The following is a 22406-nucleotide window of genomic DNA, read 5'->3' as shown; positions in this document are numbered from 1 at the left end:
AAGAAAGGAATTAGCACAATGTATAAGTATCTGACTATTGAATCAATAATAGCAATAAAAGAATATAAAAGTTATGGATTTTCGATTCGTAAAATAGCAAAAGCCATTGATTATAGTAAATCAACTGTACATAGAGTTTGTAGATTATTAAATCAAAACTTATTACCATTAGAAATATTGAATAAAATTCAAAAAAATAAACAAAATGCAGGTAGAAAATTAATAATTTTAACTTTAATAGAAATTAATACTATTAATCATTTGTTAATTACTAAAAATTATGCTCTTGATATAATTGCTAATTTTTTAAAGGAAAATAAAATAAAAAGTATTTCAACAAAAACTTTATATAACATGTTTAAAACAAATCGAATGGGTTTTGATGAAAATAACTTATTGAGAAAAGGAAAAAATAAACCTCACAAACAAAAAGAAACTAGGGGCAGAATTAATAATTGTAAGTCTATTCATGAAAGAAATTTAATCATTCCTAATATTAAAAATATAGAAGAATTTGGTCATTTAGAGGGTGATACTATCATTGGTAAAGATCATAAAAGTTCTATTATTACTTTAGCTGATATATGATCAAAAACCACAATTCCTTTAGCAACTAAAAATAATAAATCAGAAAATATTACAAAAAGTATAATAAAATTTATTTCAAAGTTACAAAAAGGAACAGTTAAAACTATTACTTTTGATCGTGGTAAAGAATTTAGTAAATGAAAATTAATCGAAAAAAATTGTAATGTTAAGATTTATTTTGCAGATCCTGGTAAACCTTGTCAAAGAGGTTTAAATGAAAATAATAATGGTATTTTAAGAAGATATTTACCAAAATCTACAGATCTATCTTCATATAAACAAAAAGATTTAAATACTATAGCATTTCAAATTAATTCTACACCCAGAAAATCACTATCTTATAAAAGACCAATAGATTTAATACAATTATTTTAAAAAACTGTCCCATTTATATTTACAATTCAGGTAATGTAAATTCTTTTTGTTGTTCAATTAATTCGTCAACTTGATTTCTAGTATAAAATGCTTTTAAGTCAATTTTTTCAACATCTATTTCATCATCATTATAATTTGAAAATATTTGTTTTAATTCAGTTAATCTTGCTCATATTTTCATTCTACTAGGTGCTAAATCTCAAACATTAATTGTAGGAATACTATTGGCACTAAATTGACTACCATTATTAAATTGAATAGTAGCATCAACGTTAAATTCAATTGGTGTACGATTAAATACTCAATGTTCAACCATTACATAAACCATATCTCTTAATGTTTCTTTAATTAATTCATCTTTAAAACTATCAAAAGGAAATTTAGATAAAATAAAATCAAGATAAGCATTAATATCATTTTGAGCACGAATAGCAAATGTTTTAAATCAATCATTAACATTTGGTCATGTTTTTATATATTGTGGTGGTGATTCTGTAATTTTTCCAGTTAAAGGATATCAGTTATTATAATTTTCTAAACTGACACCGGTTCAAAGTTTATTAATCATATTTTATCATTCCTTAAAAAATGCTTTTTTATAATGTTTAGTTCTTGTTTTAGTTTTTCTATGTGCTATATGTATAATTTCTTTTTGTAATTTCTTTTTACCTTTTTCTACAACTTGACTATATGCAACTTTTTCTAAATGATGTAGTAGTCCTGTACCAAATAAAGTATTAACTGAAAATTTTAAACCAGCACTTTTAAACGATTTATTAATATTTTCAATAGGATTATTAATAATATTTACTATTTTATGATAAGTTCTAATTGTTCTAAATATTTCTCTATAAACTTTAAAACTATCTCTAATTACTTGTTGAACAACTGGTGGTGCAAATGCTATTGATTTTAATCACTTATTATGATTTACTCCATAACCAATGTATCAGCCACTATACCATCTATATCAGTGAAATGGATGAATTTGAGTTACAAAAGTTTCTTTTAATTATGTAGAAAAGTATGGATGACCAAAAATTATTCATCAATTTACACTTAAAATATTATTTTTAATTAAAAATTTGTTAAAAGTAACATTATTTAGTGTAAAAATTCTCTAAAAATAACACTTTATCATGTATCATTACTTTTCTACAAAATTAAAGAAAGTTTCTGCTTTAACAATACTATCTACAACTACAATTGGTTTATATTTAGGATTACGATGATAAATACTAATAGCACATTTATCTAATGACAAAGGTTGAATTTTACATCCGATAAATACTGGTGAATTCAATGGAATTAATTGTGCATGTCTGATTGCTTTTTTCTCAGCACTACTAAATAAATCTGTTGCTTTTTCTTTTAATTTATTAATTTTTTCAATTGCTTTTTCTTCTAATTGTTCAAATTTTTCTTGTAACTTATATATACTTTCTCGTAATTTTTCAAAATATGGTGTATCTTTTCAAAATTTATTAAAACTCTTTTTTAAATAAAATCGAATATCAAAATATTTAAAAGTTTGATTTGCTTTTAATACCAATTTATGAATTGAACTATTTTTAAAATTAAATTTAATAGCATTAGCACGAATTTTTTGTAAGTCCAAAATTAAAGATTTACCATATCTATTATCAGCATGTATTGTATGAACTAAATTTAATCAATCATTTTGATTCATTTTTAATACTTCTTTTAAATCACTATTATATTTCTTTAAAAAGTTATTTGCTTTTTCAATATCTTTGATTTTAAATTTTGGAGTTAATTGTGGGCTTAATTTTATCAATGTATTTTGTAATAATAAATAATCTTTTAACTCTTGTTCTTCTAATTTTTGAAAATTATTTTTGAATTGTCTTTCAGCAACAAAACCTAAATTTTGAATTATTGTTTCACGATTAGGAGCAGAACTATAATTAAATAAATAACGTTTATTACCAATAATCTTATCTGTTAAAAACTCTTTTCCAGTTACTTGATTAATTATTTCTTGTAAGTTTTTAACTTCTTTAACACCAATTTGTTCTAAAGTTTTAGTTTTTTGTGCTAATTTAATAAATTTACTAGTACGATAACCACGAGTAATTCTATTAAGTCCTGCAAATGCTGGTAATAAATTAAAGAAAGTATTAATTGACGTTACATTTCCTTTTAAATAATCATAAACTTGATTAATAGTAAAATCAGTTGCAAACTCAACACCCGTAGCACTAATACTAGCAATTAAATCACTTGCACCTAATCCAAGTGCTAAATCTTCACTTAAACCACCAGTAAAAGGAGCAAGTGCTACTGCTATAACTTGTACACCAATCATTTCTAAAATTTCTCATCATAAACTTTTATGTTCTTGTTGTTGACTAATTCTAGTATGTTTTGGTTTATTTATTTTTAAAAGTGTTGCTGTATTTGCTGTACCAATAGGCATGATTAATGTCCTTATTATTTAATAGTTATTTTTATAGGATTTGTTGAACCTTGATAATTTGCATCATTAATATCTGCAGTAATAATTACATATAAATCTCCTGCTTTTTGATTTTGATTACTTACATCAGTTTTGCCTTGTGCATCACTAAAATATTTAATATTTGCATCTACTAAATCTAATGCTGGATTCAAACTAGTAATTTCTCTTGCATTTTTTATTGCTGTATCTAATAATTGATTTTTTCTGCTAGTATTAGCAGTAATATCAGTTGTTAAAGTTGTAAGTTTGTTACTTAAATCCGTTTTAGTAATAATTCCACATAGCATTCAACGTGATGTTGTTTCTTTTTTTGACATATAAGGAATTGATTGACCTAGTACTTCACCACCAACTTTATATGCTCTACCAAGTTTACCATCGGCAATTTCTTGAACATAGACAATTGTTTGTTGTAACATATATCTTTTCATTGCTCTTGGTGTTGCTAAAATGAAAGGCATAATTTGTTTTTTATTTGTACTATCAGTAAATGTCATATAATCATCCATTACAATTTGACATAATACACCTTTTATATATAAATCATTACCATTTAATCTTAGTTGTTGAGCAATTTGGTTATCTGTAATTAAACCTTTATTATTAGCCAAATAAACAATAGTATCATAAAGATTATTTGTAATAAAGAAACGACAATTTGCACTATTTCTTAATTGAAATAAAGTATTTCAAGCAGATAACATTGCTTGTATATGTCCTGTTGGTGATGTGTCGCTAATTATTACTTTAGTTGCATTATCACTAATTACTTGTATATCATCAGTTGCTAATTTATCTGCTAAATCATTAGCGACTTCATATTGCATACTTTCTAGTAAATTTTGTCCATTTTCAGCATTTAAATCAACTGCTGCAATAGTTTCACCAGCAACATACAATTTTTCAATTATTTTCGGAATAGTATCAGTTTGCGCATAAGTCACATCTATTCTTTGACTTTTATCATTTCATGCAATAACTTTAATTGATGGGTCTTTTGGAACTTTAATAATAAATTCTATTTTAGTAGAATTAACTATTTCAATTGGAAAAAAGTTTGCTCATGGACTATTTGATTGTTTGAAAAATTCAATAAATTCTGGTGCTTCAACTAATTTTTCTGTATTGTTTAAGTTTGTTTGAATATTAATTGCCATTTTTATTTTTCCTTTCTGTTATAAATTATTTTTCTTTTTATAATCCAATAAACTACTTTTGATTGAAGTTTGTTGGTTGGTTAATATGGTTTCTGGTTTTCCACCTGTATTAATTGGTTCTTTGAATAGTGGTTGTTCTTTAATCATTTTTTTAATAGTGTCTTCTATTTTTGAATTTTCTATATTACTTGTTTTAAATTTTAAATAATCATAAAATTCATTTTTAACTTGATATTTTTTAAATATATTAATTATTTCTTTTTCTTTAATTTCTTGATTAAGTTTATTTAACTTAATTTCTGCTTCATTAATTTTATTTTCTGTTTCTTGTGAAGCATTATTTTCAGGTAAGGATTCAGTTGTTTGTTGAACATTATTTTCATTTTCTGTCATAATACTTTTCTCCTTGCTTAATGTAACTTTATCTTTCTACGTTCTTGCATTAATTTTTGTTTAATACTATCTTTATATTCTTGACAATCTTTGTATGGACAATGATTATCAGTTATTCTTTCTGAATAAGTTGAAAATACTCCATTACATTCCATACATTTTCATAAAATTGGTTTAGTTGTCATTTTACTTTCTTCCTTTATTATTTACTTTCTTTATTAATTTTTTCATTTAATTTTGCTAATTTTTTTTGATGTTTTATTACTTTATTATTTGCTCGAACGTGTTTTGGAGTTGTAATAAATCGTTTAAATCAAACAATTAGTTCCCTACAAATTAATGTTCCTACACTTGTTCCAATAATGATTAATTCATGCAATAATTCTTTCATTTCAATATTTTCCTTTCAATTATTTATTTTTTTATTATTCGTCAAATTGACCACCATTAATTCTTTCAATCATTGACTGATAATTACTTATAATAGTTACTAATAAAGAAATTTCTTTATTTAATTGTTCCATTCTTTCTTTATGCATTTTTATTTCGTGATTATAATATTCAATTAATTTTTCTTTATTCATTATTTTTCACCTCCTTTATAAACTTTCATAATATGTAGTTGGTCTATATACTGGTGATATTCTATCTACAACATCATTAATTAATCTTGCATTTTCACTAGTAAATGTTGTTTCTTGCATTTCTTCGACATTATGATTGGTTTCCATAGGTAATAAATTATGAATAATTTCAGAAGCACCAGCAACTATTGTAGGAACTGCATAAGCATTCATAAAATCATTATTAATACCCATAGCAACACCACTACTAATTAATGCTCCACCAGTTGCCATATTTGCTATTTTACGTATATTTTCAAACTTGCTAGGTATTAATTCAGTAATACCAGCAAGTAAATTAGAAATACCATATGAATTTAAAGATATATAAGTATCTCAATCCATTAAATAAAGATTGTTCATTAACGTTATTGTTAGTTACTGATAATGTTAATGTTGGTCATGGTGGTGTTTCTGTAGTTGTTGTAGTTGGTGTAATAGGATTTATTGTTTCAGTAAATTTAGTATAATTAACTAAACCAATTGTTCCTAATCCTAATGCTATTTTTTTACTTGAATTTAATAGTTTACTTTTTAAATTTGGCATTTGATTTAAATTTCATATATCAATTCCTAATTTTTTAGAAAATAATAAAGCATTTATACTACCTAATATTGGATTACCAATAAGTTGACCATAGTATGCAGAAGTTCCTATCATACCAAATAAGGGACTTGCTCCAGTTCTAATTAATTTTAATAAAGTGTAATTACTTGATTGTACAGTTATGTCATTTGGCATTTTCTTCTACTCCTTCTACTTTTTGTTTAATAAACACTTCTATTCAACCTTGATAATTGAAGTTATCTCCAACTAAAATTGCAGTATTAGCATGTGGTTGAGAAACAATTAAATATTTAGCAATGACATTGGGATATTTTCATAAAATAAGTACTTTTATATCATTACTGTCTGTTAAATCTTTGGGATTTGGCGAAAATATTTCTATTTTATCTTGACCAAACAAATCTATTAATTTAATCATTGGTTATTTTTCCTTTTTCAATTGCTTTGGTAATATCTTTTAATTTTGTTAATACTTTATAATCTGTTTTTAAATCTTTAATCATAAATATTAAAAATATTATCAGTGTTATAAATGTTATTAATATTGGTATTATTAATAAAATTTCTCATCATATCATTTTTTTTACTCTTTTCATTTTTTAAATCATTTAACATTTATTGAACAAAATGCACGATTTTTATGAATATTTAAAGTGTTAAAAATTTGACCAGTTACAATAATTTCATCGTTTTTGTTTAATAAAATACAGCGTCTATAAAATTTTGGGTTGTTAAAAATTAAAGTAACATAGTTTAAGCCATTTCATTGACCTCGAGCACTATAATATAAGTCTTTATTACCTTTTTCGTAATATTTTGCTTCAATAGTGTTACTCAGTTTTACTGTTAATTTGACATAATTTGCTTTATCTTTCATTTTTATAATTCCTTAAATAATATTGAATATGTTTATATGCATCTTGTTCATGTTTTGTAAATTTTATATTTCCTTTATAATTTTCTATTTTGTTTTTATTTTTTGGTTCACTTTCTAAATAATCTCAATTCATAACATCTTCTGCTAATACCATTAAAGCACCAATAATTTTAGGAGTTGCTAATGGATTTGTTAATAATTGTTTTGAATTTAAAAAGAAATTTTCTACAATAACTAATATTTTTTTATTATCAAAATGTTTTTTAATTAATAAAAAGTATTCTTTAAATAGATTTTTGCTTTTTAAAACTGTTTTAGTTTTAAATGTTTCATTAAAAACAATATTATTTGTTTCATTTGAATATATAATGATTCCGTTGTTACCAATACCAGCAGGGTCAATTCCAATAATTAAATCATATTGCATTTTATTAATATTTATCTTTCTGAAATGATTTTTGCTGTTTGTTTAAGATATTTAGGTAGTTTGTGATAACAACTGTCACATATTAAATAAGGTATTGGTCAATTTTTATATTTAATAGTTTTAGTAGAATTATTAATACATTCTTTTCAAACTTTATCCATACAAACTCTTAATTCACATTTTTTATTTTTATTATTCATAGTTTTTTCCTTTATAAATAAAATATCTTTTCATTATGAGTTGAAATATGTTTATAAGAAGTAACTATATAATTAATTGACAAATCATTATGGTTATATTGATTATTTATTTCAAAACCTTTTCTGTTTTCTTCTCATGTAACATTATATTTAAAACAAGGATTAGTAATCTTTGTTTTACTATCAGTTATTTCGCCAATAAATCAACTATTATGCTGTTCATAAAATGTTAATGGTTCAAGTTTTATATCATTAAGATAATATTCTTTGGGTGTTTCTGGTTTATTAACAGTTATTTTCTGTTCAGAAATATATGGTTCTAATAATTTTGTTAATTCATCACCATTTAATTCTCTTTTAATATTTTCAGAATTAAAAACCCAATATGTGTAATTATTATCAACAATAAAAGAATTATTTTTAATCATTCATTTTGGAAGTGATAATTTATATTCAACATAATCAATAAGAATAGATTGTGGCTTATCTTTAATAATTTGTTCTTTTTTAAATTCTATTTGCATAATAATCCTTTCCTAATATGTCCTGTTGCTTCTAGCATAAAGGACATATATTTTGATTTTTAGATTATTAATAATACTAATAATAGTATTATTAATTACAGAAATTCTGGGCTCGAAAATCAATTGTGAAATTTTAAAAAGAAATCGAGGCATTCGATTCAATATTTATTTAATTTGCGTTTAGCAAATTAATATTTTAATTGAACCGGCACCGCTCAATTTTTTTTAAAAGTTTGAAATTTATTTTCTCGCCCAAAAAAATTTTTCAAAAAAAATAAAAAATAAAACCAACACTTGCTCACTTGGAAGTGGCAAGGTTGGTTAAATAAAGAATAATAGTATGTTCCCCCACGGGTCTATATACACTAGTTTCCAATTCGCTCCCACCCCAAGAATTACCATTTCTGGTTAGTATAATTTATTAGGCATCATCCACTTTTTATTTATTCATGCAAGTCCACATGCTAGCTACTATTTTTAACAACTGTGTTGTAGTTCACTGTTTTAGTTCTCTAATACGTGTTGATAATAGTATTAAAGAAGGTTATAAAAATTTTATAAAATTTTACAATTACAAAAAAAGACGAGATTTTTATTCTCGTCTTTGTTAATTTTTATAAATAAGGAAAGGAGTATTTCTATAATATAATATTGAAAATTATTCTGTAAAAAATTTGTTAAATTTGTTAGCCGTCCTAATATTTTTAACATTAATTTTTACTGTCACTAGTGTTATTATTTTAATGGTAGTATGAAAGATGATTCATCATAATCATAAATTAATTGGAATTTTAAAAGCATTGGGTTATAAAAATTGACAATTAACAATTTCTTTAGTTTTAGCCTTTAATTTTGTAGAAAAGTAATGATACATGATAAAGTGTTATTTTTAGAGAATTTTTACACTAAATAATGTTACTTTTAACAAATTTTTAATTAAAAATAATATTTTAAGTGTAAATTGATGAATAATTTTTGGTCATCCATACTTTTCTACATAATTAAAAGTTTTAGCTATTATTTGACCTTTATTTATTTTTGCTATTATTGGTGTTTTAATATCAGTATTTATTAGTCATATTCTTATTAATAGTCATAACTTATATTTAGCGTTAATTAACTAGGATGATATATAAATGTGCATATGACAATTATTGTGGTAACTGTTCCTTTATTGTTATTAGTAATTATTAGTTTTTTTTATAGTTTATTTATTTTTACAAAAAAACCACTTGACTTAATTACTAGTAAAAATTTTAAAAAATATCATCATTTAAATATTAGCAAAATTTTTAATTTTATTAGTGTTAAAGTTATTGGCGATATTAGTTATCATAATAAATTGGCAATAACTATTAGCATGCGTAGTTTTGGTAAATTAGTTATCATTAGTATAGTTAGTATTTTTGCTGCCACATTGATGCTATTTTCAATTGCAGCTAGTGGTTTAGTTAATGATATGTTATCATTACAATTTGAAGGAATTAATTTTAATTATTTAAATAGTTATCATTATGAAGACATTGAAAATAATTTTATTAATAATAACAAGCAGTTGCTTTATAACATTGCTCCAGTTTCACAAATAGAATCAGGAGTGTCACTTAAACAAGATTTACAAGATGCTATTGATTCATATTTAATAAATCCTAATAATCCAGCACCCGTTATTCGCGATTTACGTAATAAATATATTTTGGGTAGCGATTTATTAAAGATGCGTAAAAATTTTGAAAAATCGACAACATGAAATTTATTACCACAAACATTTAAAAAACAGTGAACAAAACAAATAAATATTATTAATTATTTAACAAATGAAAGTGGTAATAATAATGATTTATTAATTAGTTTTGGTATTATTCCTTATCAAGAACAAAATGAGTTACCTTTTATTAAATTGAATATTGAAGATTCTTATGATTTGGATTTTAGTCATAACAATGCTATTGGTAATACTTATGATAGTGTAACTCAAACTTTTAATGATTCATGCTTTAGTAATGAAGTTACAATAAGACAAACTATCTATGGTATTAATGCAAATAGTAATAATTTTATTAAACCTAATTTAATTAATAGTAAATTTAAAAAATTTATTAATATGAACATTGATACAATGAATACTTCTGATTTTTGATTAGATAAAGAATTTACTAAAAATGTTAACAATATAAAAAAACAATTGCATATTACTAGTACTAATGCTCCAAATGTTACCTTTTTACCAATTGCAGCATCTAATGCCCCAGCATCCAATACTAGTACTGGTAATGGTAACAATATTGGTAAAGCAATTTTATATCCATATTTTGAATGGTAATAAAAAATATTTAATTGGTATTATTTATGATGGCTTTAGGAATTTAGGAATATCAATATTATTAGTATCACAATCACTTTTAAATAGTGCTATTAATGAAAATGCAGGATTATTAATTAATAATGCCAAAATGAGTAAATTTAATGATAATGAGTTACGACATTACTTAACTTTTATTAATACTGAAAATAATTATAATCTTGATTTAACTAAAATTTTGAATGCTGACTACATTAGTTCTAGTGGTTTTATTAGTTCTTTGAGTGGTATTGTTCCAATCGGTAATGAAAAAGCAGCATTGGAAAATAATGAAATAAGTATTCAATTACTTATTGGTTTTTTTGCAATTTGTAGCATTATATTATCATTTATGATTATGACTTTGGTTACTAATATTTTAGTTCGTGATAATTGAATATTGATTAATATTTTAAAAGTATTGGGATATAATACTATGGAAGTATCGTACAATTTTATTATAATTATTGTCCCTTTAATTTTAATTTTTTCAGTTTTTAGTATTTTTATTACTCCAATATTAATTAATATATTAGCACAACAGTTAATTACTTTTAGTCATGTTATTTATCCAATTATTTTTCGTTGATGATATTTTTTATTAGCTTTTGCTATTAATATTATTGTTTATATTAGTGCTTATATTATTACTTGATTATTAAATTTTAGAAAATATAGGTTATGAGCATTTATGGAGTAAAGATATTAGTTAATAAAAATTTTATTCCAGTAAAAATTTAAAAAAGGAAGTTTATTATGTTTTTAATTGATTTTCACTTAGAAAGGCATATAATGAATTTATAATGTTTTTAAACCCATTGTTTTAATTTTAAAGCAAATGGGTTTTATGTTAAAAAGGAGATGAACTTATGGAACAGCAAGAAAGTAAAACACAAACATCTAGTAATGAGTTAAAATCAAAAATAGAAATTGGACAAGAAAAATTACAAAAAGAAAAAGATAAATTAATAAAATTACAAAATGAATCAGAAACAGTTTCTGTTTCTAAAGAAACTAAAAAAGGAATTGCAGAACAAATAGAAGCAATTAATCAATTAGAAAAAATGATTAATGAAGTTAAAAAACAGCTTAACAAAAATGCTTATTAAATAAGGAGTAAAATATGCCATTAGATAAGGATAAGGATAAACAAGATTTACAAATTAAAATATTTACAGATGAGCAAATTCAATTACTTACCGAAGATGATATTAAATCATTATCAATTGAACAAATTCAAGTATTTAATGAAAAAATTGAAGTATTAGATAAAGAAGTTGAAAAAAGAACCATAATATTATCAGATTATATTGATGTAATTACTGATGCTACTTCTAAAATAACTAGTTTATTAGAAGAAAATGTTTTTTTGGAAAAGCAAAAAATCGGCAATTTTAAAAATTTTATTATTAGAATGTTTAGTTTTGGTTGTATTAATAAAAATAAAAGAATAGAAAAAAAACTAAATAAAAATAAAAAGGAAATACAAGAAAAAACTAATGAACGAACAGATTTAAAAATAATATTTGAAAATATTAGTTTAGAAAGAAAAAAAATAAATGATGAGTTAAATAATTTAATTAAATTAACTGAATTATGAAAAAATATTAATGATAAAAAAAATAGTATAAAAAACACTTCATCAGATAAAGAATTTTCTTGTTCTAAATTTGTTGAAGAAATTAATGCGTTGGAATTAACTAGTCAAACACCAGTAAATGATCGTGTACAAAACTTACCATAAATATAACTATTATTTATGAATATAGTAATGCTTATTAAAAAGGAAAAAAACTAGAAATGAAGCAATATTATGAACTATTAGGTTTATCTATTGGTGCAACAATTCCTGAAATTAATGCATCTTTTAGACGTTTATCTTTAAAATTACATCCAGATAAAAATACTAATAATCCAGAAGCAACTATTAATTTTCAAAAATTAAGTGAAGCGCGTAATGTTTTAGTTAAACAAAAAGAATATCAAGAAAAAACTAATAAAGTATGGAAAGAAAATTTAAAAAAACAACAAGCAGAACAAGAAACATTTCAAAGTAAACAAAAAGAAGAAATTTTCTTTAATTTTGTAGAAAAGTAGTGATATTAGTAAAATTAGCAAAAATATATTTTTATATGGTATTTTTAATATTAAAGAGGTGATTTTAAATGAATAAAATACAGTAAAAGAAATTTTAAATAATTTGTCTGATAAAGATTTTATTGAGATTTTTAGAGAAAATAAAACTAGAATTAAACAAATTGAGAAAAAAGAAAAATTTGAAGCAGTCGAACAAAAATTCAAAGAGAAAGGGATTCAATGTCCAGATTGTAGTTCTTTTTTGTCTACTAAATATGGTAGTAAAGATTATAAGCAAAGATATAAATGTAAAAGTTGTAATATTACTTTTCATGCTTTTAAAAATCATTATTTTTATTGAAGTCATTTATCTCATGATCAATGAGATTTATTGATACAAATAGCTACTTTAGGTCAATCTGCTTACATTATTTCTCAATTTATTAATACTACAAATAAAACTGCCTGATTTAATCGTCAAAAATTTATGAAATCAACACAATTAGTAAAAACACAAAATCAATTTGTAAAATTAAAAGCTAGAATTGAAGTTGACGAAACTTTTATCAAAGAAATTCATAAAGGAAACTTTAAAGATCCAAATGATCCAAGAAAACAATGAATTGAAGAAAATGCTAAAGATTTAAATTGTTGTATTCAAATGGCAATTGATGAAAACCGAAATATCTATGCTCAAACAACAAATACTAAAAGATTAAATAAAAAATGAGTACAAGAAAACTTAACATCGAAACTTATCGAAGAAAATTCAATTATAGTTTGTGATATGCAAGTATTATATGATACAGTAGCTAAACAAACTAAATCCACTATCCAGCAGTTTAAATCAAAAGAAAATAAAGAATTAAATTATAAAAAATTAAGTAATGTCAGTAAAATACAATCAAGTTTAAAAGAATTTATTACTCATTACCATGGCATTGGATTTACCAATATTCAAAATTACCTCAATTTATGGAAATGAAAATATCAACACTACGGATTAACCCCTTATCAAAAATCCAATGTGTTATATTTCAGTTTGTAAAAAAAATAAATCCCAAAATTTAATAAAATCAAATTTTAAGTCAAGTTGATGACTTTTTTTATTTTACCACTACTTTTCTACAAAATTAAAAGAAATTTTAGCTAAGCAAAAAATTAAGATATTTGAAAAAGAAATTGATCAAAAAATGAAAAAATATTATATTGAGTTATTACCTAGAATACTTGATTTTAAAATAGAATTAAAGAAACTAAAAAAATATTTAATTTAACAGAGCAAGAAAAAATAATTCTTTGTAAAAAAATACAAAAATTATTTTTCTAAATTAAATATTTTAACTTCATAAGCTTGCAACAGAAACAGAAATAGCACAACTTAAAAAGCAAATTTGTGTGCAAGCTTATGAAGTTAAAAAATCGCAATCGTGGATAGATTTCTTTACTAAAACCAATATGTGAAAAATTAATTTTTAAATCATGTAAAATTATATTAAGAAATTTTAACTTTAGAGTCAAAAAGTTCTAAATTAAGAAAAGATATTATTAATTTAAATAGAAAGAAAATAAATCCAAGAATTAATTTTTATATTAAATGTATTACTTTAGATTTTTATGATTGAAATAAAATAACAGAAAAAGAACTATGTGAAAATAAAAATGAATTTATAAAAATCAATAGGGAAAAAGAAAATTTAAAAGAAAAATGAATTTATAAAAATCAATAGGGAAAAAGAAAATTTAAAAGAAAAATATGATATAGTAAAAACTAATATGCAAATATTAATTAATGAGCAAAACTTATTACAAGAAGATCTTAATGAATTATTTGCAAAAGAAGATGATTTGAAAAAATATATAAATTCATTTAATTTAGAAGAAAAAGATTCAATAAGAGATTGAAATAAACACTTTTCATCATCAGTTTAATGATATAAATAATATTATATGAATAGTTAATTATTTAAATATAAATTTATATTTATGGTTCAACTAATAATTCATTATTTGATGTTTGTTCATCATTGCTTTCTTCAATAATATTATTATCAATAATAATATAATATTGTAAATATTTATTTCAAATACTGATAATTGGTTTATACAGAAAACTACTAAACATAAAGTTACCAATGCCATGAATAGCATCAAAACTTAATCCAGATAATCAGTAAAGATAAAAACTGGATTTACCAAATAATATTAAATGAATTAGAGCATCAAATGTACCAAAAGTAAAACCTCATAAACTTGTAATAATTACAAAAATTCATCAATGCTTTTTAATAAATGACGAAATATTCAAATTATTATTACCAATATTGGTCATATACTAAAATATAAAAATATTCAACTATTACCACCGTAAAGTAGAATTTCTAATGAAGCAAAAATTAAAGGAATAGTAATTGACATATATAATGGAAAAACTAATGCTGAAAATGCTAATAGAAAAGTTACAACTTCAATATTTGGTAATATTGCTAGTACTTCTTTTAAAGCAAAGACTAGTGATGCATATGAAGGAATAATCAAGATACGAATTAATTTTTGGACATGGTTACTCATATTTGTTCTTGGCTTTCTTTATTTTTTAAATTTAAAACCACCTCATAAAGGTGGTTTAGTTATACTAATCGGAGATAAAACATCAATTAAAATTATATAACTGTTATCTGCACCCAGAGATTAGTTTAATAGTATTAAATAGATAGGTCTACTGGCTTAACTTCATTTTACTTGTTAGGCAATGTTTAGTAATCTGTGTAACTTACAAAAATAACTATGTTTAATTAATTCTAGTAAATATAATTAAATGACTAGAAAGAGTGAGTTACAGATGGCTAAAAAACAAAATATTAATAATAATGATCCAATATCAAAAGCAGTAGATTTATTATTAGAAAATACTTTTAATTATGTAGAAAAGTATGGATGACCAAAAATTATTCATCAATTTACACTTAAAATATTATTTTTAATTAAAAATTTGTTAAAAGTAACATTATTTAGTGTAAAAATTCTCTAAAAATAACACTTTATCATGTATCATTACTTTTCTACAAAATTAAAGGAAAATACTGAAGATTTAACAACAGTTTTTAAAGAAGGGGGTTTATATAAAGAATTAACAAAACGTTTAGTTGAAAAAATGTTGAATTCTGAAATGCAAAATTATTTAGGATATGAAAAAAATCAACATAGTAATACTGAAAATGCTCGTAATGGTACAAGTTCAAAAAAATTAATAACTCAACAAGGTAAAATTGAGATTGATGTACCAAGAGATCGCAATAGTGATTTTACTCCTGTAATAGTTGCAAAAAGACAGCGAAGATTTGATGGTTTTGATCAACAAGTGCTTTCACTATATGCAAAAGGTATGACTCTATCTGACATTAGAATGCAGTTACAAGAGTTATATCATGGTGCTGATATTAGTGAAAGTGTTATTAGTCAAATTACTGATGATGTTATTGATGATGTCAAAGCATGACAAAATCGACCATTAGAAAGCGTTTATCCGATTGTTTATTTTGATTGTATAGTAGTTAAAGTTCGACAAGATAAACGGATTATTAATAAATCAGTTTATATAGCATTAGGAGTTGATTTAGAAGGTAAAAAAGATGTTTTAGGCTTATGAATTAGTGAAAATGAAGGTGCTAAATTTTGATTAGCTAATTTCACAGAAATGAAAAATCGAGGCTTAAATGATATTTTGATTGCTTGTAGTGATAATTTAACAGGCATGTCAGAAGCAATACAAGCAGTTTATCCTAAAACAGAACATCAATTATGCATTGTTCATCAAATTCGAAATAGTTTAAAATATGTTTCATACAAACATCGAAAAACTCTAGTTACAGATTTAAAACCAATTTATAGTGCATGTAGTGAAGAACAAGCAATGCAAGCTTTAGAATCATTTGAAAGTAAATGAAATAAACAATATCCCCAAATTGCTAAATCTTGATATAAAAATTGAGAAAATTTGATGATTTTTATTAGTTATCCTGCAGAAATCAAAAGAGTAATTTATACAACAAATGCTATTGAATCTGTTAATAGTCAATTACGAAAAGTTATTAGAAACAAAAAAGCTTTTCCTAATGATATGTCAGTTTTTAAAATATTTTATTTAGCAATTGAAAATATAACAAAAAAATGAACATTGCCTATTCAAAATTGAAATACAGCAATTGCTCATTTTATGATAAAATTTGAAGATAGAATTAATCTGAACTAGTACTTTGTAAAACAAAGATACACAGATTTCTAAAAAGCCTCACTTGTTACCCTTCTCAAAATCTTTGATTTCAATGGATTATGTAACTTTTATCAGTATCACAGTTGCTGGGGCAGCTTAAGATTACTTAATTCCCTTTTATGAACAGTTGTTCATCTATTTAATTTTATTCAGTTGTATTTAAGGATAAATGATTTAATATATTAAAAATATATTATACTTTTTGTTTATTTTTTGTTTAATAATGACACTAATTGTGCTTTTGGTAAATTATTCATTTCATTTTGATATTGTTTAAATATATTTTTACATGTTGTAAGTTCAGTTAATGCTTCTTTTAAGTTACCTCAACCTTCAATTATGACTTTCTTTTTTTGTAATTCTTTATATTGTAGAAAGAAATTAACAATTTCATCACGTAAATGTTGTGGTACATCTTTTAGATCTTGATACTCATTAAAGCGTGGATCAGAATTAACAACACCAAATAATTTAGTATCAACTTCACCACCGTCAATCATTTTAATCATTCCTAAAATTCTAACTTCTACTAAGCAACCAGGGAAAGTTGGATAAGTAATTAAACTAATAATATCTAAAGGATCACCATCGTAATCTAAAGTTTCAGGAATATATCCATATTCACTGGGATAAAAATTAGCACCATAAAGAACACGATCTAATATCATAGTTTTAGATTTTCAATCATATTCATATTTATTACTTGATCCTTTGGGAATTTCAACTACCATTTGCACAATGTTATTTTCACTTTTATTCATTAATACTTCATCTCCTTTTAAAAATTAATTTTATTATATAATAAATAAACGTTTTTTTATATATCCTGAATTGTAAAATTAAAAAGGACACTTATATAAAAATTAAATTGTGTTAATTCTATAATTAAGAAAAGAAAGGAATTAGCACAATGTATAAGTATCTGACTATTGAATCAATAATAGCAATAAAAGAATATAAAAGTTATGGATTTTCGATTCGTAAAATAGCAAAAGCCATTGATTATAGTAAATCAACTGTACATAGAGTTTGTAGATTATTAAATCAAAACTTATTACCATTAGAAATATTGAATAAAATTCAAAAAAATAAACAAAATGCAGGTAGAAAATTAATAATTTTAACTTTAATAGAAATTAATACTATTAATCATTTGTTAATTACTAAAAATTATGCTCTTGATATAATTGCTAATTTTTTAAAGGAAAATAAAATAAAAAGTATTTCAACAAAAACTTTATATAACATGTTTAAAACAAATCGAATGGGTTTTGATGAAAATAACTTATTGAGAAAAGGAAAAAATAAACCTCACAAACAAAAAGAAACTAGGGGCAGAATTAATAATTGTAAGTCTATTCATGAAAGAAATTTAATCATTCCTAATATTAAAAATATAGAAGAATTTGGTCATTTAGAGGGTGATACTATCATTGGTAAAGATCATAAAAGTTCTATTATTACTTTAGCTGATATATGATCAAAAACCACAATTCCTTTAGCAACTAAAAATAATAAATCAGAAAATATTACAAAAAGTATAATAAAATTTATTTCAAAGTTACAAAAAGGAACAGTTAAAACTATTACTTTTGATCGTGGTAAAGAATTTAGTAAATGAAAATTAATCGAAAAAAATTGTAATGTTAAGATTTATTTTGCAGATCCTGGTAAACCTTGTCAAAGAGGTTTAAATGAAAATAATAATGGTATTTTAAGAAGATATTTACCAAAATCTACAGATCTATCTTCATATAAACAAAAAGATTTAAATACTATAGCATTTCAAATTAATTCTACACCCAGAAAATCACTATCTTATAAAAGACCAATAGATTTAATACAATTATTTTAAAAAACTGTCCCATTTATATTTACAATTCAGGTATAATTAAAATAATAAATGTATTTTAAGGAGTAAAAGATGAGTTTAAAATATGAGAAAAAGTGACAACAATTTAAAAGTAATATTAATAATTCTTTAAAATTAACTACTCATAGGATAGCATTAATTAGTAGTTTATTGGCAGTTACGACATTAATGACCTTATTAGAAACACCACCTATTTTTTTACCTTTTTTAAAAATTGATTTTGGTAATACTATTAATTTAATTGCATTGTTAATTATTAAACTTCCTTATAGTTTGTTAATTGCTATTATTGTTCCTTGATTAAGTTTAATATTACCTCATTTTCCTTCTGGTAATGCTGAACCAATTGGTGAATTTGCTTATATGTTAAGTACTATTACTTTATTGTTATTATATAGTAGTTTTAAATTATTATTTAAGCAATTACCATTTTGAAAAACACAATCTAATAATTCTTGAAAACGATTAATGATTATTGAAATACCAACAATTGTTATTACTTGTATTTTAGTATCATTAATTAGTGCTTTTTATAATTGAGCTTTTATTTTAGACATGTATGGTGCTGGTGATCTTAAAGATAAGATTTGAATTGTATTTGTACCATTTAATTTAATTAAATTTACTTCAGTTTTGCTTTTATATTTATTATTAGTTAGGCCAGTACAAATTTTAGTACAACATTTTAATATTTAAATAATATATTTTAATTGATCTTTTTTTAATTCTATTACTAAAGATTCTTCACTATTTTGTTTTATTTCTGACTCTTCTCAAGGTCTTCAAATATTTACTTCTTCTTTATAATCTTCATCAATTACTAATCGTTCTGAATCACTATCTTCTTCTGAATTATCAAAATAGTTGTTTTCTATTTGTTTGTTAATATTTACTGATAATAAATTTATTGCTTGCTGTTGATTTAAAAATTCTTCTTTATAATTTTGATTTTTATTATTATCACAATTTATTTCTGCAATATTGATGGCTTCTTCTAATATATCTCTTGGAGCTGAGTTGACTGAATGTTTTGTTTTAAATTCATTCTTTCTTGCTTTTTGTTTTCAAATTCAAATTGTTGTTTTTGAAATGCCAGTTTCTTTTTTGATTTCACCATAACTTTTACCATCTTGTAAATATTGTAATACTTTTTCTTTTATTTCGGGTGTATATTTTTTTTGCCATCTTTTAATCTTCCTTTTCTTTTAGCAATTTTATTTAATAAAAATCCTAATACAGAAAAATATCTTTTAATTATGTAGAAAAGTATGGATGACCAAAAATTATTCATCAATTTACACTTAAAATATTATTTTTAATTAAAAATTTGTTAAAAGTAACATTATTTAGTTTAAAAATTCTCTAAAAATAACACTTTATCATGTATCATTACTTTTCTACAAAATTAAAGAAAATATCTATATAAGGATTTAACACTATTTAAATTAATGATTAATATTATAATTTATTTTTTTAGTTTTTGTTATTTTTATTTCCTGAATTGTAAATATAAATGGGACAGTTTTTTAAAATAATTGTATTAAATCTATTGGTCTTTTATAAGATAGTGATTTTCTGGGTGTAGAATTAATTTGAAATGCTATAGTATTTAAATCTTTTTGTTTATATGAAGATAGATCTGTAGATTTTGGTAAATATCTTCTTAAAATACCATTATTATTTTCATTTAAACCTCTTTGACAAGGTTTACCAGGATCTGCAAAATAAATCTTAACATTACAATTTTTTTTTAATTATGTAGAAAAGTATGGATGACCAAAAATTATTCATCAATTTACACTTAAAATATTATTTTTAATTAAAAATTTGTTAAAAGTAACATTATTTAGTGTAAAAATTCTCTAAAAATAACACTTTATCATGTATCATTACTTTTCTACAAAATTAAAGATTTTTTTCGATTAATTTTCATTTACTAAATTCTTTACCACGATCAAAAGTAATAGTTTTAACTGTTCCTTTTTGTAACTTTGAAATAAATTTTATTATACTTTTTGTAATATTTTCTGATTTATTATTTTAGTTGCTAAAGGAATTGTGGTTTTTGATCATATATCAGCTAAAGTAATAATAGAACTTTTATGATCTTTACCAATGATAGTATCACCCTCTAAATGACCAAATTCTTCTATATTTTTAATATTAGGAATGATTAAATTTCTTTCATGAATAGACTTACAATTATTAATTCTGTCCCTAGTTTCTTTTTGTTTGTGAGGTTTATTTTTTCCTTTTCTCAATAAGTTATTTTCATCAAAACCCATTTGATTTGTTTTAAACATGTTATATAAAGTTTTTGTTGAAATACTTTTTATTTTATTTTCCTTTAAAAAATTAGCAATTATATCAAGAGCATAATTTTTAGTAATTAACAAATGATTAATAGTATTAATTTCTATTAAAGTTAAAATTATTAATTTTCTACCTGCATTTTGTTTATTTTTTTGAATTTTATTCAATATTTCTAATGGTAATAAGTTTTGATTTAATAATCTACAAACTCTATGTACAGTTGATTTACTATAATCAATGGCTTTTGCTATTTTACGAATCGAAAATCCATAACTTTTATATTCTTTTATTGCTATTATTGATTCAATAGTCAGATACTTATACATTGTGCTAATTCCTTTCTTTTCTTAATTATAGAATTAACACAATTTAATTTTTATATAAGTGTCCTTTTTAATTTTACAATTCAGGCTTTAATAAAAATTATCTATCAAATTATTATTATGATATTTTCATTGTTAATTAATTTTCTAAATTAGAGTAGTATTAATAGTTTTTATAAAAATTTAATAAATGTCTTGTTTTTTAATTAAAAGTAATTTATAATTTTTATAAATAAGTATTTACTTAATTAAATACCTATTTTAAAAAGGAGAAGTTATAATGATAGTTAAAAGTGTTGACCAAGAAAAAGAAAAAGTAGATATAAAAACAAAGAAAAAAATAAAGATTAATTCAAAACAACAAATTTTTAATATTACTTTGACAGGAATTTTATTGGGATTAGCTGTTGCTTCTTCATTAATTGAAATACCTATTCAGTTTATGGGGGTAATTTTACCATTAAGAATTTTTGATTCATTAATTATTGCTTTTGCTTTACCAATTATTGGTTTATATTATACATTAGCAATTGGTATTATCGAACCTTGATTACATTTATTAGCAGATAGTGATCATCCACCAATTCAAATTTTCTTTGATAATATTGCTAATATTTTATTTATTGTTTCTTTTTATTTTATTTACTACTATCTTTTTAAATTGTGTAATAAAAGTAAAAATTTAAAAGTAGATACTATCAAAAAAGTAAGTGCTGGTCTAGTAATAGTACCCTTAAATGCGATTATTGCTACTTTATCTTTTACTTTAACTTTAGTAGTACTTTATTTTAGTCCTAACCTACCAAGACCTGATGAATATGATAATAATATTCTTAATTTTAATAATCATTCAGTAGTTATATTATTTATTTTACTTGGTATTGAAATTTTAAGATTTATTTTTATCTTTATCTTATTTAGTTTAGTTGAAAGAAAGATAGGTTCTGCTAAACGTTATTATTTTTAATAAAAAGTATTTTATTTTATAAAATA

The 22406-nt window shown here is 22.6% G+C and carries 35 protein-coding genes, 1 pseudogene and 1 riboswitch; of the genes and pseudogenes, 16 read left to right on the top strand and 20 right to left on the bottom strand.

Features of this window, described 5'->3' with window-relative positions; translation table 4 throughout:
* The first annotated feature begins 18 nt into the window (after positions 1–18).
* Complete coding sequence (locus AAHH39_RS09905; RefSeq protein ID WP_342217458.1) at positions 19–963, top strand: IS30 family transposase; 945 nt, start codon at positions 19–21, stop codon at positions 961–963.
* Between the two features lie 19 nt (positions 964–982).
* Here the strand turns inward: AAHH39_RS09905 and AAHH39_RS09900 are convergent, their stop codons facing one another.
* On the bottom strand, positions 983–1531 hold the full coding sequence (locus AAHH39_RS09900) for a hypothetical protein (protein WP_342217952.1): 549 nt from the start codon (positions 1529–1531) through the stop codon (positions 983–985).
* 376 nt (positions 1532–1907) lie between these two features.
* On the opposite strand from AAHH39_RS09900, the gene AAHH39_RS09895 reads away from it, so the two are divergent.
* Positions 1908–2087 carry a hypothetical protein gene (locus AAHH39_RS09895; protein ID WP_342217951.1) on the top strand — a complete coding sequence of 60 codons (180 nt, stop codon included), beginning with the start codon at positions 1908–1910 and terminating at the stop codon, positions 2085–2087.
* A 23-nt stretch (positions 2088–2110) separates the two neighbouring features.
* Here the strand turns inward: AAHH39_RS09895 and AAHH39_RS09890 are convergent, their stop codons facing one another.
* From AAHH39_RS09890 to AAHH39_RS09825, 14 genes are read right to left on the bottom strand one after another with little or no spacing between them, the layout of a single operon-like run.
* A complete protein-coding gene (locus AAHH39_RS09890) occupies positions 2111–3403 on the bottom strand; it encodes a hypothetical protein (protein ID WP_342217950.1) in 1293 nt (430 codons plus the stop codon).
* Between the two features lie 14 nt (positions 3404–3417).
* Positions 3418–4602, bottom strand: a complete 1185-nt coding sequence (locus tag AAHH39_RS09885; RefSeq protein WP_342217949.1) for a hypothetical protein — start codon at positions 4600–4602, stop codon at positions 3418–3420.
* 18 nt (positions 4603–4620) lie between these two features.
* The gene (locus tag AAHH39_RS09880) at positions 4621–4995 is read right to left on the bottom strand and encodes a hypothetical protein (RefSeq protein ID WP_342217948.1); all 375 of its coding nucleotides are present in this window, start codon (positions 4993–4995) and stop codon (positions 4621–4623) included.
* A gap of 17 nt (positions 4996–5012) precedes the next feature.
* Entirely contained in the window at positions 5013–5180 is a 168-nt protein-coding gene (locus tag AAHH39_RS09875; RefSeq protein ID WP_342217947.1) for a hypothetical protein, read from the bottom strand.
* A gap of 17 nt (positions 5181–5197) precedes the next feature.
* Positions 5198–5386, bottom strand: a complete 189-nt coding sequence (locus tag AAHH39_RS09870; RefSeq protein ID WP_286642310.1) for a hypothetical protein — start codon at positions 5384–5386, stop codon at positions 5198–5200.
* Between the two features lie 34 nt (positions 5387–5420).
* On the bottom strand, positions 5421–5579 hold the full coding sequence (locus AAHH39_RS09865) for a hypothetical protein (RefSeq protein WP_342217946.1): 159 nt from the start codon (positions 5577–5579) through the stop codon (positions 5421–5423).
* 15 nt (positions 5580–5594) lie between these two features.
* Entirely contained in the window at positions 5595–5963 is a 369-nt protein-coding gene (locus AAHH39_RS09860; protein ID WP_342217945.1) for a hypothetical protein, read from the bottom strand.
* Positions 5917–6360, bottom strand: coding sequence for a hypothetical protein (locus tag AAHH39_RS09855; RefSeq protein WP_342217944.1), 444 nt, complete (start codon positions 6358–6360; stop codon positions 5917–5919). The genes AAHH39_RS09860 and AAHH39_RS09855 overlap by 47 nt, the downstream gene beginning before the upstream one ends.
* Positions 6329–6604: a hypothetical protein gene (locus AAHH39_RS09850; protein WP_342217943.1), complete on the bottom strand. Its 276-nt coding sequence runs from the start codon at positions 6602–6604 to the stop codon at positions 6329–6331. The genes AAHH39_RS09855 and AAHH39_RS09850 overlap by 32 nt, the downstream gene beginning before the upstream one ends.
* A complete protein-coding gene (locus AAHH39_RS09845; RefSeq protein WP_342217942.1) occupies positions 6597–6764 on the bottom strand; it encodes a hypothetical protein in 168 nt (55 codons plus the stop codon). The genes AAHH39_RS09850 and AAHH39_RS09845 overlap by 8 nt, the downstream gene beginning before the upstream one ends.
* A 5-nt stretch (positions 6765–6769) precedes the next feature.
* Entirely contained in the window at positions 6770–7063 is a 294-nt protein-coding gene (locus tag AAHH39_RS09840) for a hypothetical protein (protein ID WP_342217941.1), read from the bottom strand.
* The gene (locus AAHH39_RS09835; RefSeq protein WP_342217940.1) at positions 7053–7490 is read right to left on the bottom strand and encodes a hypothetical protein; all 438 of its coding nucleotides are present in this window, start codon (positions 7488–7490) and stop codon (positions 7053–7055) included. Before AAHH39_RS09835 ends, AAHH39_RS09840 begins: the two co-directional genes overlap by 11 nt.
* Before the next feature lie 11 nt (positions 7491–7501).
* Positions 7502–7690, bottom strand: a complete 189-nt coding sequence (locus AAHH39_RS09830) for a hypothetical protein (protein ID WP_342217939.1) — start codon at positions 7688–7690, stop codon at positions 7502–7504.
* 11 nt (positions 7691–7701) lie between these two features.
* The gene (locus tag AAHH39_RS09825) at positions 7702–8214 is read right to left on the bottom strand and encodes a hypothetical protein (protein WP_342217938.1); all 513 of its coding nucleotides are present in this window, start codon (positions 8212–8214) and stop codon (positions 7702–7704) included.
* Between the two features lie 743 nt (positions 8215–8957).
* Here AAHH39_RS09825 and AAHH39_RS09820 point away from each other — a divergent pair.
* From AAHH39_RS09820 to AAHH39_RS09780, 9 genes are all read left to right on the top strand, one after another.
* The gene (locus tag AAHH39_RS09820; RefSeq protein WP_342217937.1) at positions 8958–9080 is read left to right on the top strand and encodes an FtsX-like permease family protein; all 123 of its coding nucleotides are present in this window, start codon (positions 8958–8960) and stop codon (positions 9078–9080) included.
* 278 nt (positions 9081–9358) lie between these two features.
* Complete coding sequence (locus tag AAHH39_RS09815; RefSeq protein WP_342217936.1) at positions 9359–10537, top strand: hypothetical protein; 1179 nt, start codon at positions 9359–9361, stop codon at positions 10535–10537.
* Positions 10500–11255 carry an FtsX-like permease family protein gene (locus tag AAHH39_RS09810; protein ID WP_342217935.1) on the top strand — a complete coding sequence of 252 codons (756 nt, stop codon included), beginning with the start codon at positions 10500–10502 and terminating at the stop codon, positions 11253–11255. The genes AAHH39_RS09815 and AAHH39_RS09810 overlap by 38 nt, the downstream gene beginning before the upstream one ends.
* 169 nt (positions 11256–11424) lie before the next feature.
* Positions 11425–11664 carry a hypothetical protein gene (locus tag AAHH39_RS09805; protein ID WP_338957635.1) on the top strand — a complete coding sequence of 80 codons (240 nt, stop codon included), beginning with the start codon at positions 11425–11427 and terminating at the stop codon, positions 11662–11664.
* 14 nt (positions 11665–11678) lie between these two features.
* Entirely contained in the window at positions 11679–12299 is a 621-nt protein-coding gene (locus AAHH39_RS09800; RefSeq protein ID WP_342217934.1) for a hypothetical protein, read from the top strand.
* 56 nt (positions 12300–12355) lie between these two features.
* Positions 12356–12652: a J domain-containing protein gene (locus tag AAHH39_RS09795; RefSeq protein ID WP_342217933.1), complete on the top strand. Its 297-nt coding sequence runs from the start codon at positions 12356–12358 to the stop codon at positions 12650–12652.
* A gap of 103 nt (positions 12653–12755) precedes the next feature.
* A complete protein-coding gene (locus AAHH39_RS09790) occupies positions 12756–13679 on the top strand; it encodes a transposase-like zinc-binding domain-containing protein (RefSeq protein ID WP_342217932.1) in 924 nt (307 codons plus the stop codon).
* Entirely contained in the window at positions 13657–13908 is a 252-nt protein-coding gene (locus AAHH39_RS09785) for a hypothetical protein (RefSeq protein ID WP_342217931.1), read from the top strand. The genes AAHH39_RS09790 and AAHH39_RS09785 overlap by 23 nt, the downstream gene beginning before the upstream one ends.
* 499 nt (positions 13909–14407) lie before the next feature.
* On the top strand, positions 14408–14563 hold the full coding sequence (locus AAHH39_RS09780) for a hypothetical protein (protein WP_342217930.1): 156 nt from the start codon (positions 14408–14410) through the stop codon (positions 14561–14563).
* A 52-nt stretch (positions 14564–14615) separates the two neighbouring features.
* On the opposite strand, the gene AAHH39_RS09775 is transcribed toward AAHH39_RS09780, so the two are convergent.
* On the bottom strand, positions 14616–14939 hold the full coding sequence (locus tag AAHH39_RS09775) for a hypothetical protein (RefSeq protein ID WP_342217929.1): 324 nt from the start codon (positions 14937–14939) through the stop codon (positions 14616–14618).
* Positions 14894–15202 carry a hypothetical protein gene (locus AAHH39_RS09770; protein WP_342217928.1) on the bottom strand — a complete coding sequence of 103 codons (309 nt, stop codon included), beginning with the start codon at positions 15200–15202 and terminating at the stop codon, positions 14894–14896. The genes AAHH39_RS09775 and AAHH39_RS09770 overlap by 46 nt, the downstream gene beginning before the upstream one ends.
* 247 nt (positions 15203–15449) lie before the next feature.
* Between AAHH39_RS09770 and AAHH39_RS09765 the strand changes: the two genes are divergently transcribed.
* Together AAHH39_RS09765 and AAHH39_RS09760 are read left to right on the top strand one after the other, a co-directional pair.
* Positions 15450–15662, top strand: coding sequence for a hypothetical protein (locus AAHH39_RS09765; RefSeq protein WP_342217499.1), 213 nt, complete (start codon positions 15450–15452; stop codon positions 15660–15662).
* 15 nt (positions 15663–15677) lie between these two features.
* Positions 15678–16883 carry an IS256 family transposase gene (locus AAHH39_RS09760; protein ID WP_342217927.1) on the top strand — a complete coding sequence of 402 codons (1206 nt, stop codon included), beginning with the start codon at positions 15678–15680 and terminating at the stop codon, positions 16881–16883.
* 3 nt (positions 16884–16886) lie between these two features.
* Positions 16887–17058: riboswitch (cobalamin riboswitch) on the bottom strand.
* A gap of 52 nt (positions 17059–17110) precedes the next feature.
* On the opposite strand, the gene AAHH39_RS09755 is transcribed toward AAHH39_RS09760, so the two are convergent.
* Complete coding sequence (locus AAHH39_RS09755) at positions 17111–17665, bottom strand: inorganic diphosphatase (RefSeq protein ID WP_342217926.1); 555 nt, start codon at positions 17663–17665, stop codon at positions 17111–17113.
* 149 nt (positions 17666–17814) lie between these two features.
* Here AAHH39_RS09755 and AAHH39_RS09750 point away from each other — a divergent pair, with 149 nt between their 5' ends.
* Positions 17815–18759, top strand: coding sequence for an IS30 family transposase (locus tag AAHH39_RS09750; protein WP_342217458.1), 945 nt, complete (start codon positions 17815–17817; stop codon positions 18757–18759).
* 69 nt (positions 18760–18828) lie between these two features.
* Positions 18829–19473, top strand: a complete 645-nt coding sequence (locus AAHH39_RS09745; protein WP_342217925.1) for a hypothetical protein — start codon at positions 18829–18831, stop codon at positions 19471–19473.
* A 460-nt stretch (positions 19474–19933) separates the two neighbouring features.
* Here the strand turns inward: AAHH39_RS09745 and AAHH39_RS09740 are convergent, their stop codons facing one another.
* Both AAHH39_RS09740 and AAHH39_RS13485 read right to left on the bottom strand, forming a co-directional pair.
* Positions 19934–20068 carry a hypothetical protein gene (locus tag AAHH39_RS09740; protein ID WP_342217924.1) on the bottom strand — a complete coding sequence of 45 codons (135 nt, stop codon included), beginning with the start codon at positions 20066–20068 and terminating at the stop codon, positions 19934–19936.
* A gap of 235 nt (positions 20069–20303) precedes the next feature.
* Positions 20304–21416: pseudogene (locus tag AAHH39_RS13485) on the bottom strand (IS30 family transposase).
* A gap of 277 nt (positions 21417–21693) precedes the next feature.
* On the opposite strand from AAHH39_RS13485, the gene AAHH39_RS09730 reads away from it, so the two are divergent.
* Entirely contained in the window at positions 21694–22380 is a 687-nt protein-coding gene (locus AAHH39_RS09730; protein WP_342217922.1) for a hypothetical protein, read from the top strand.
* Positions 22381–22406: the final 26 nt, after the last annotated feature.

It is taken from the genome of Spiroplasma endosymbiont of Amphimallon solstitiale (assembly GCF_964030965.1).
Taxonomy (GTDB): Bacteria; Bacillota_I; Bacilli_A; order Mycoplasmatales; family VBWQ01; genus Spiroplasma_E.
This window is presented reverse-complemented; position numbering and strand designations above follow the sequence as displayed.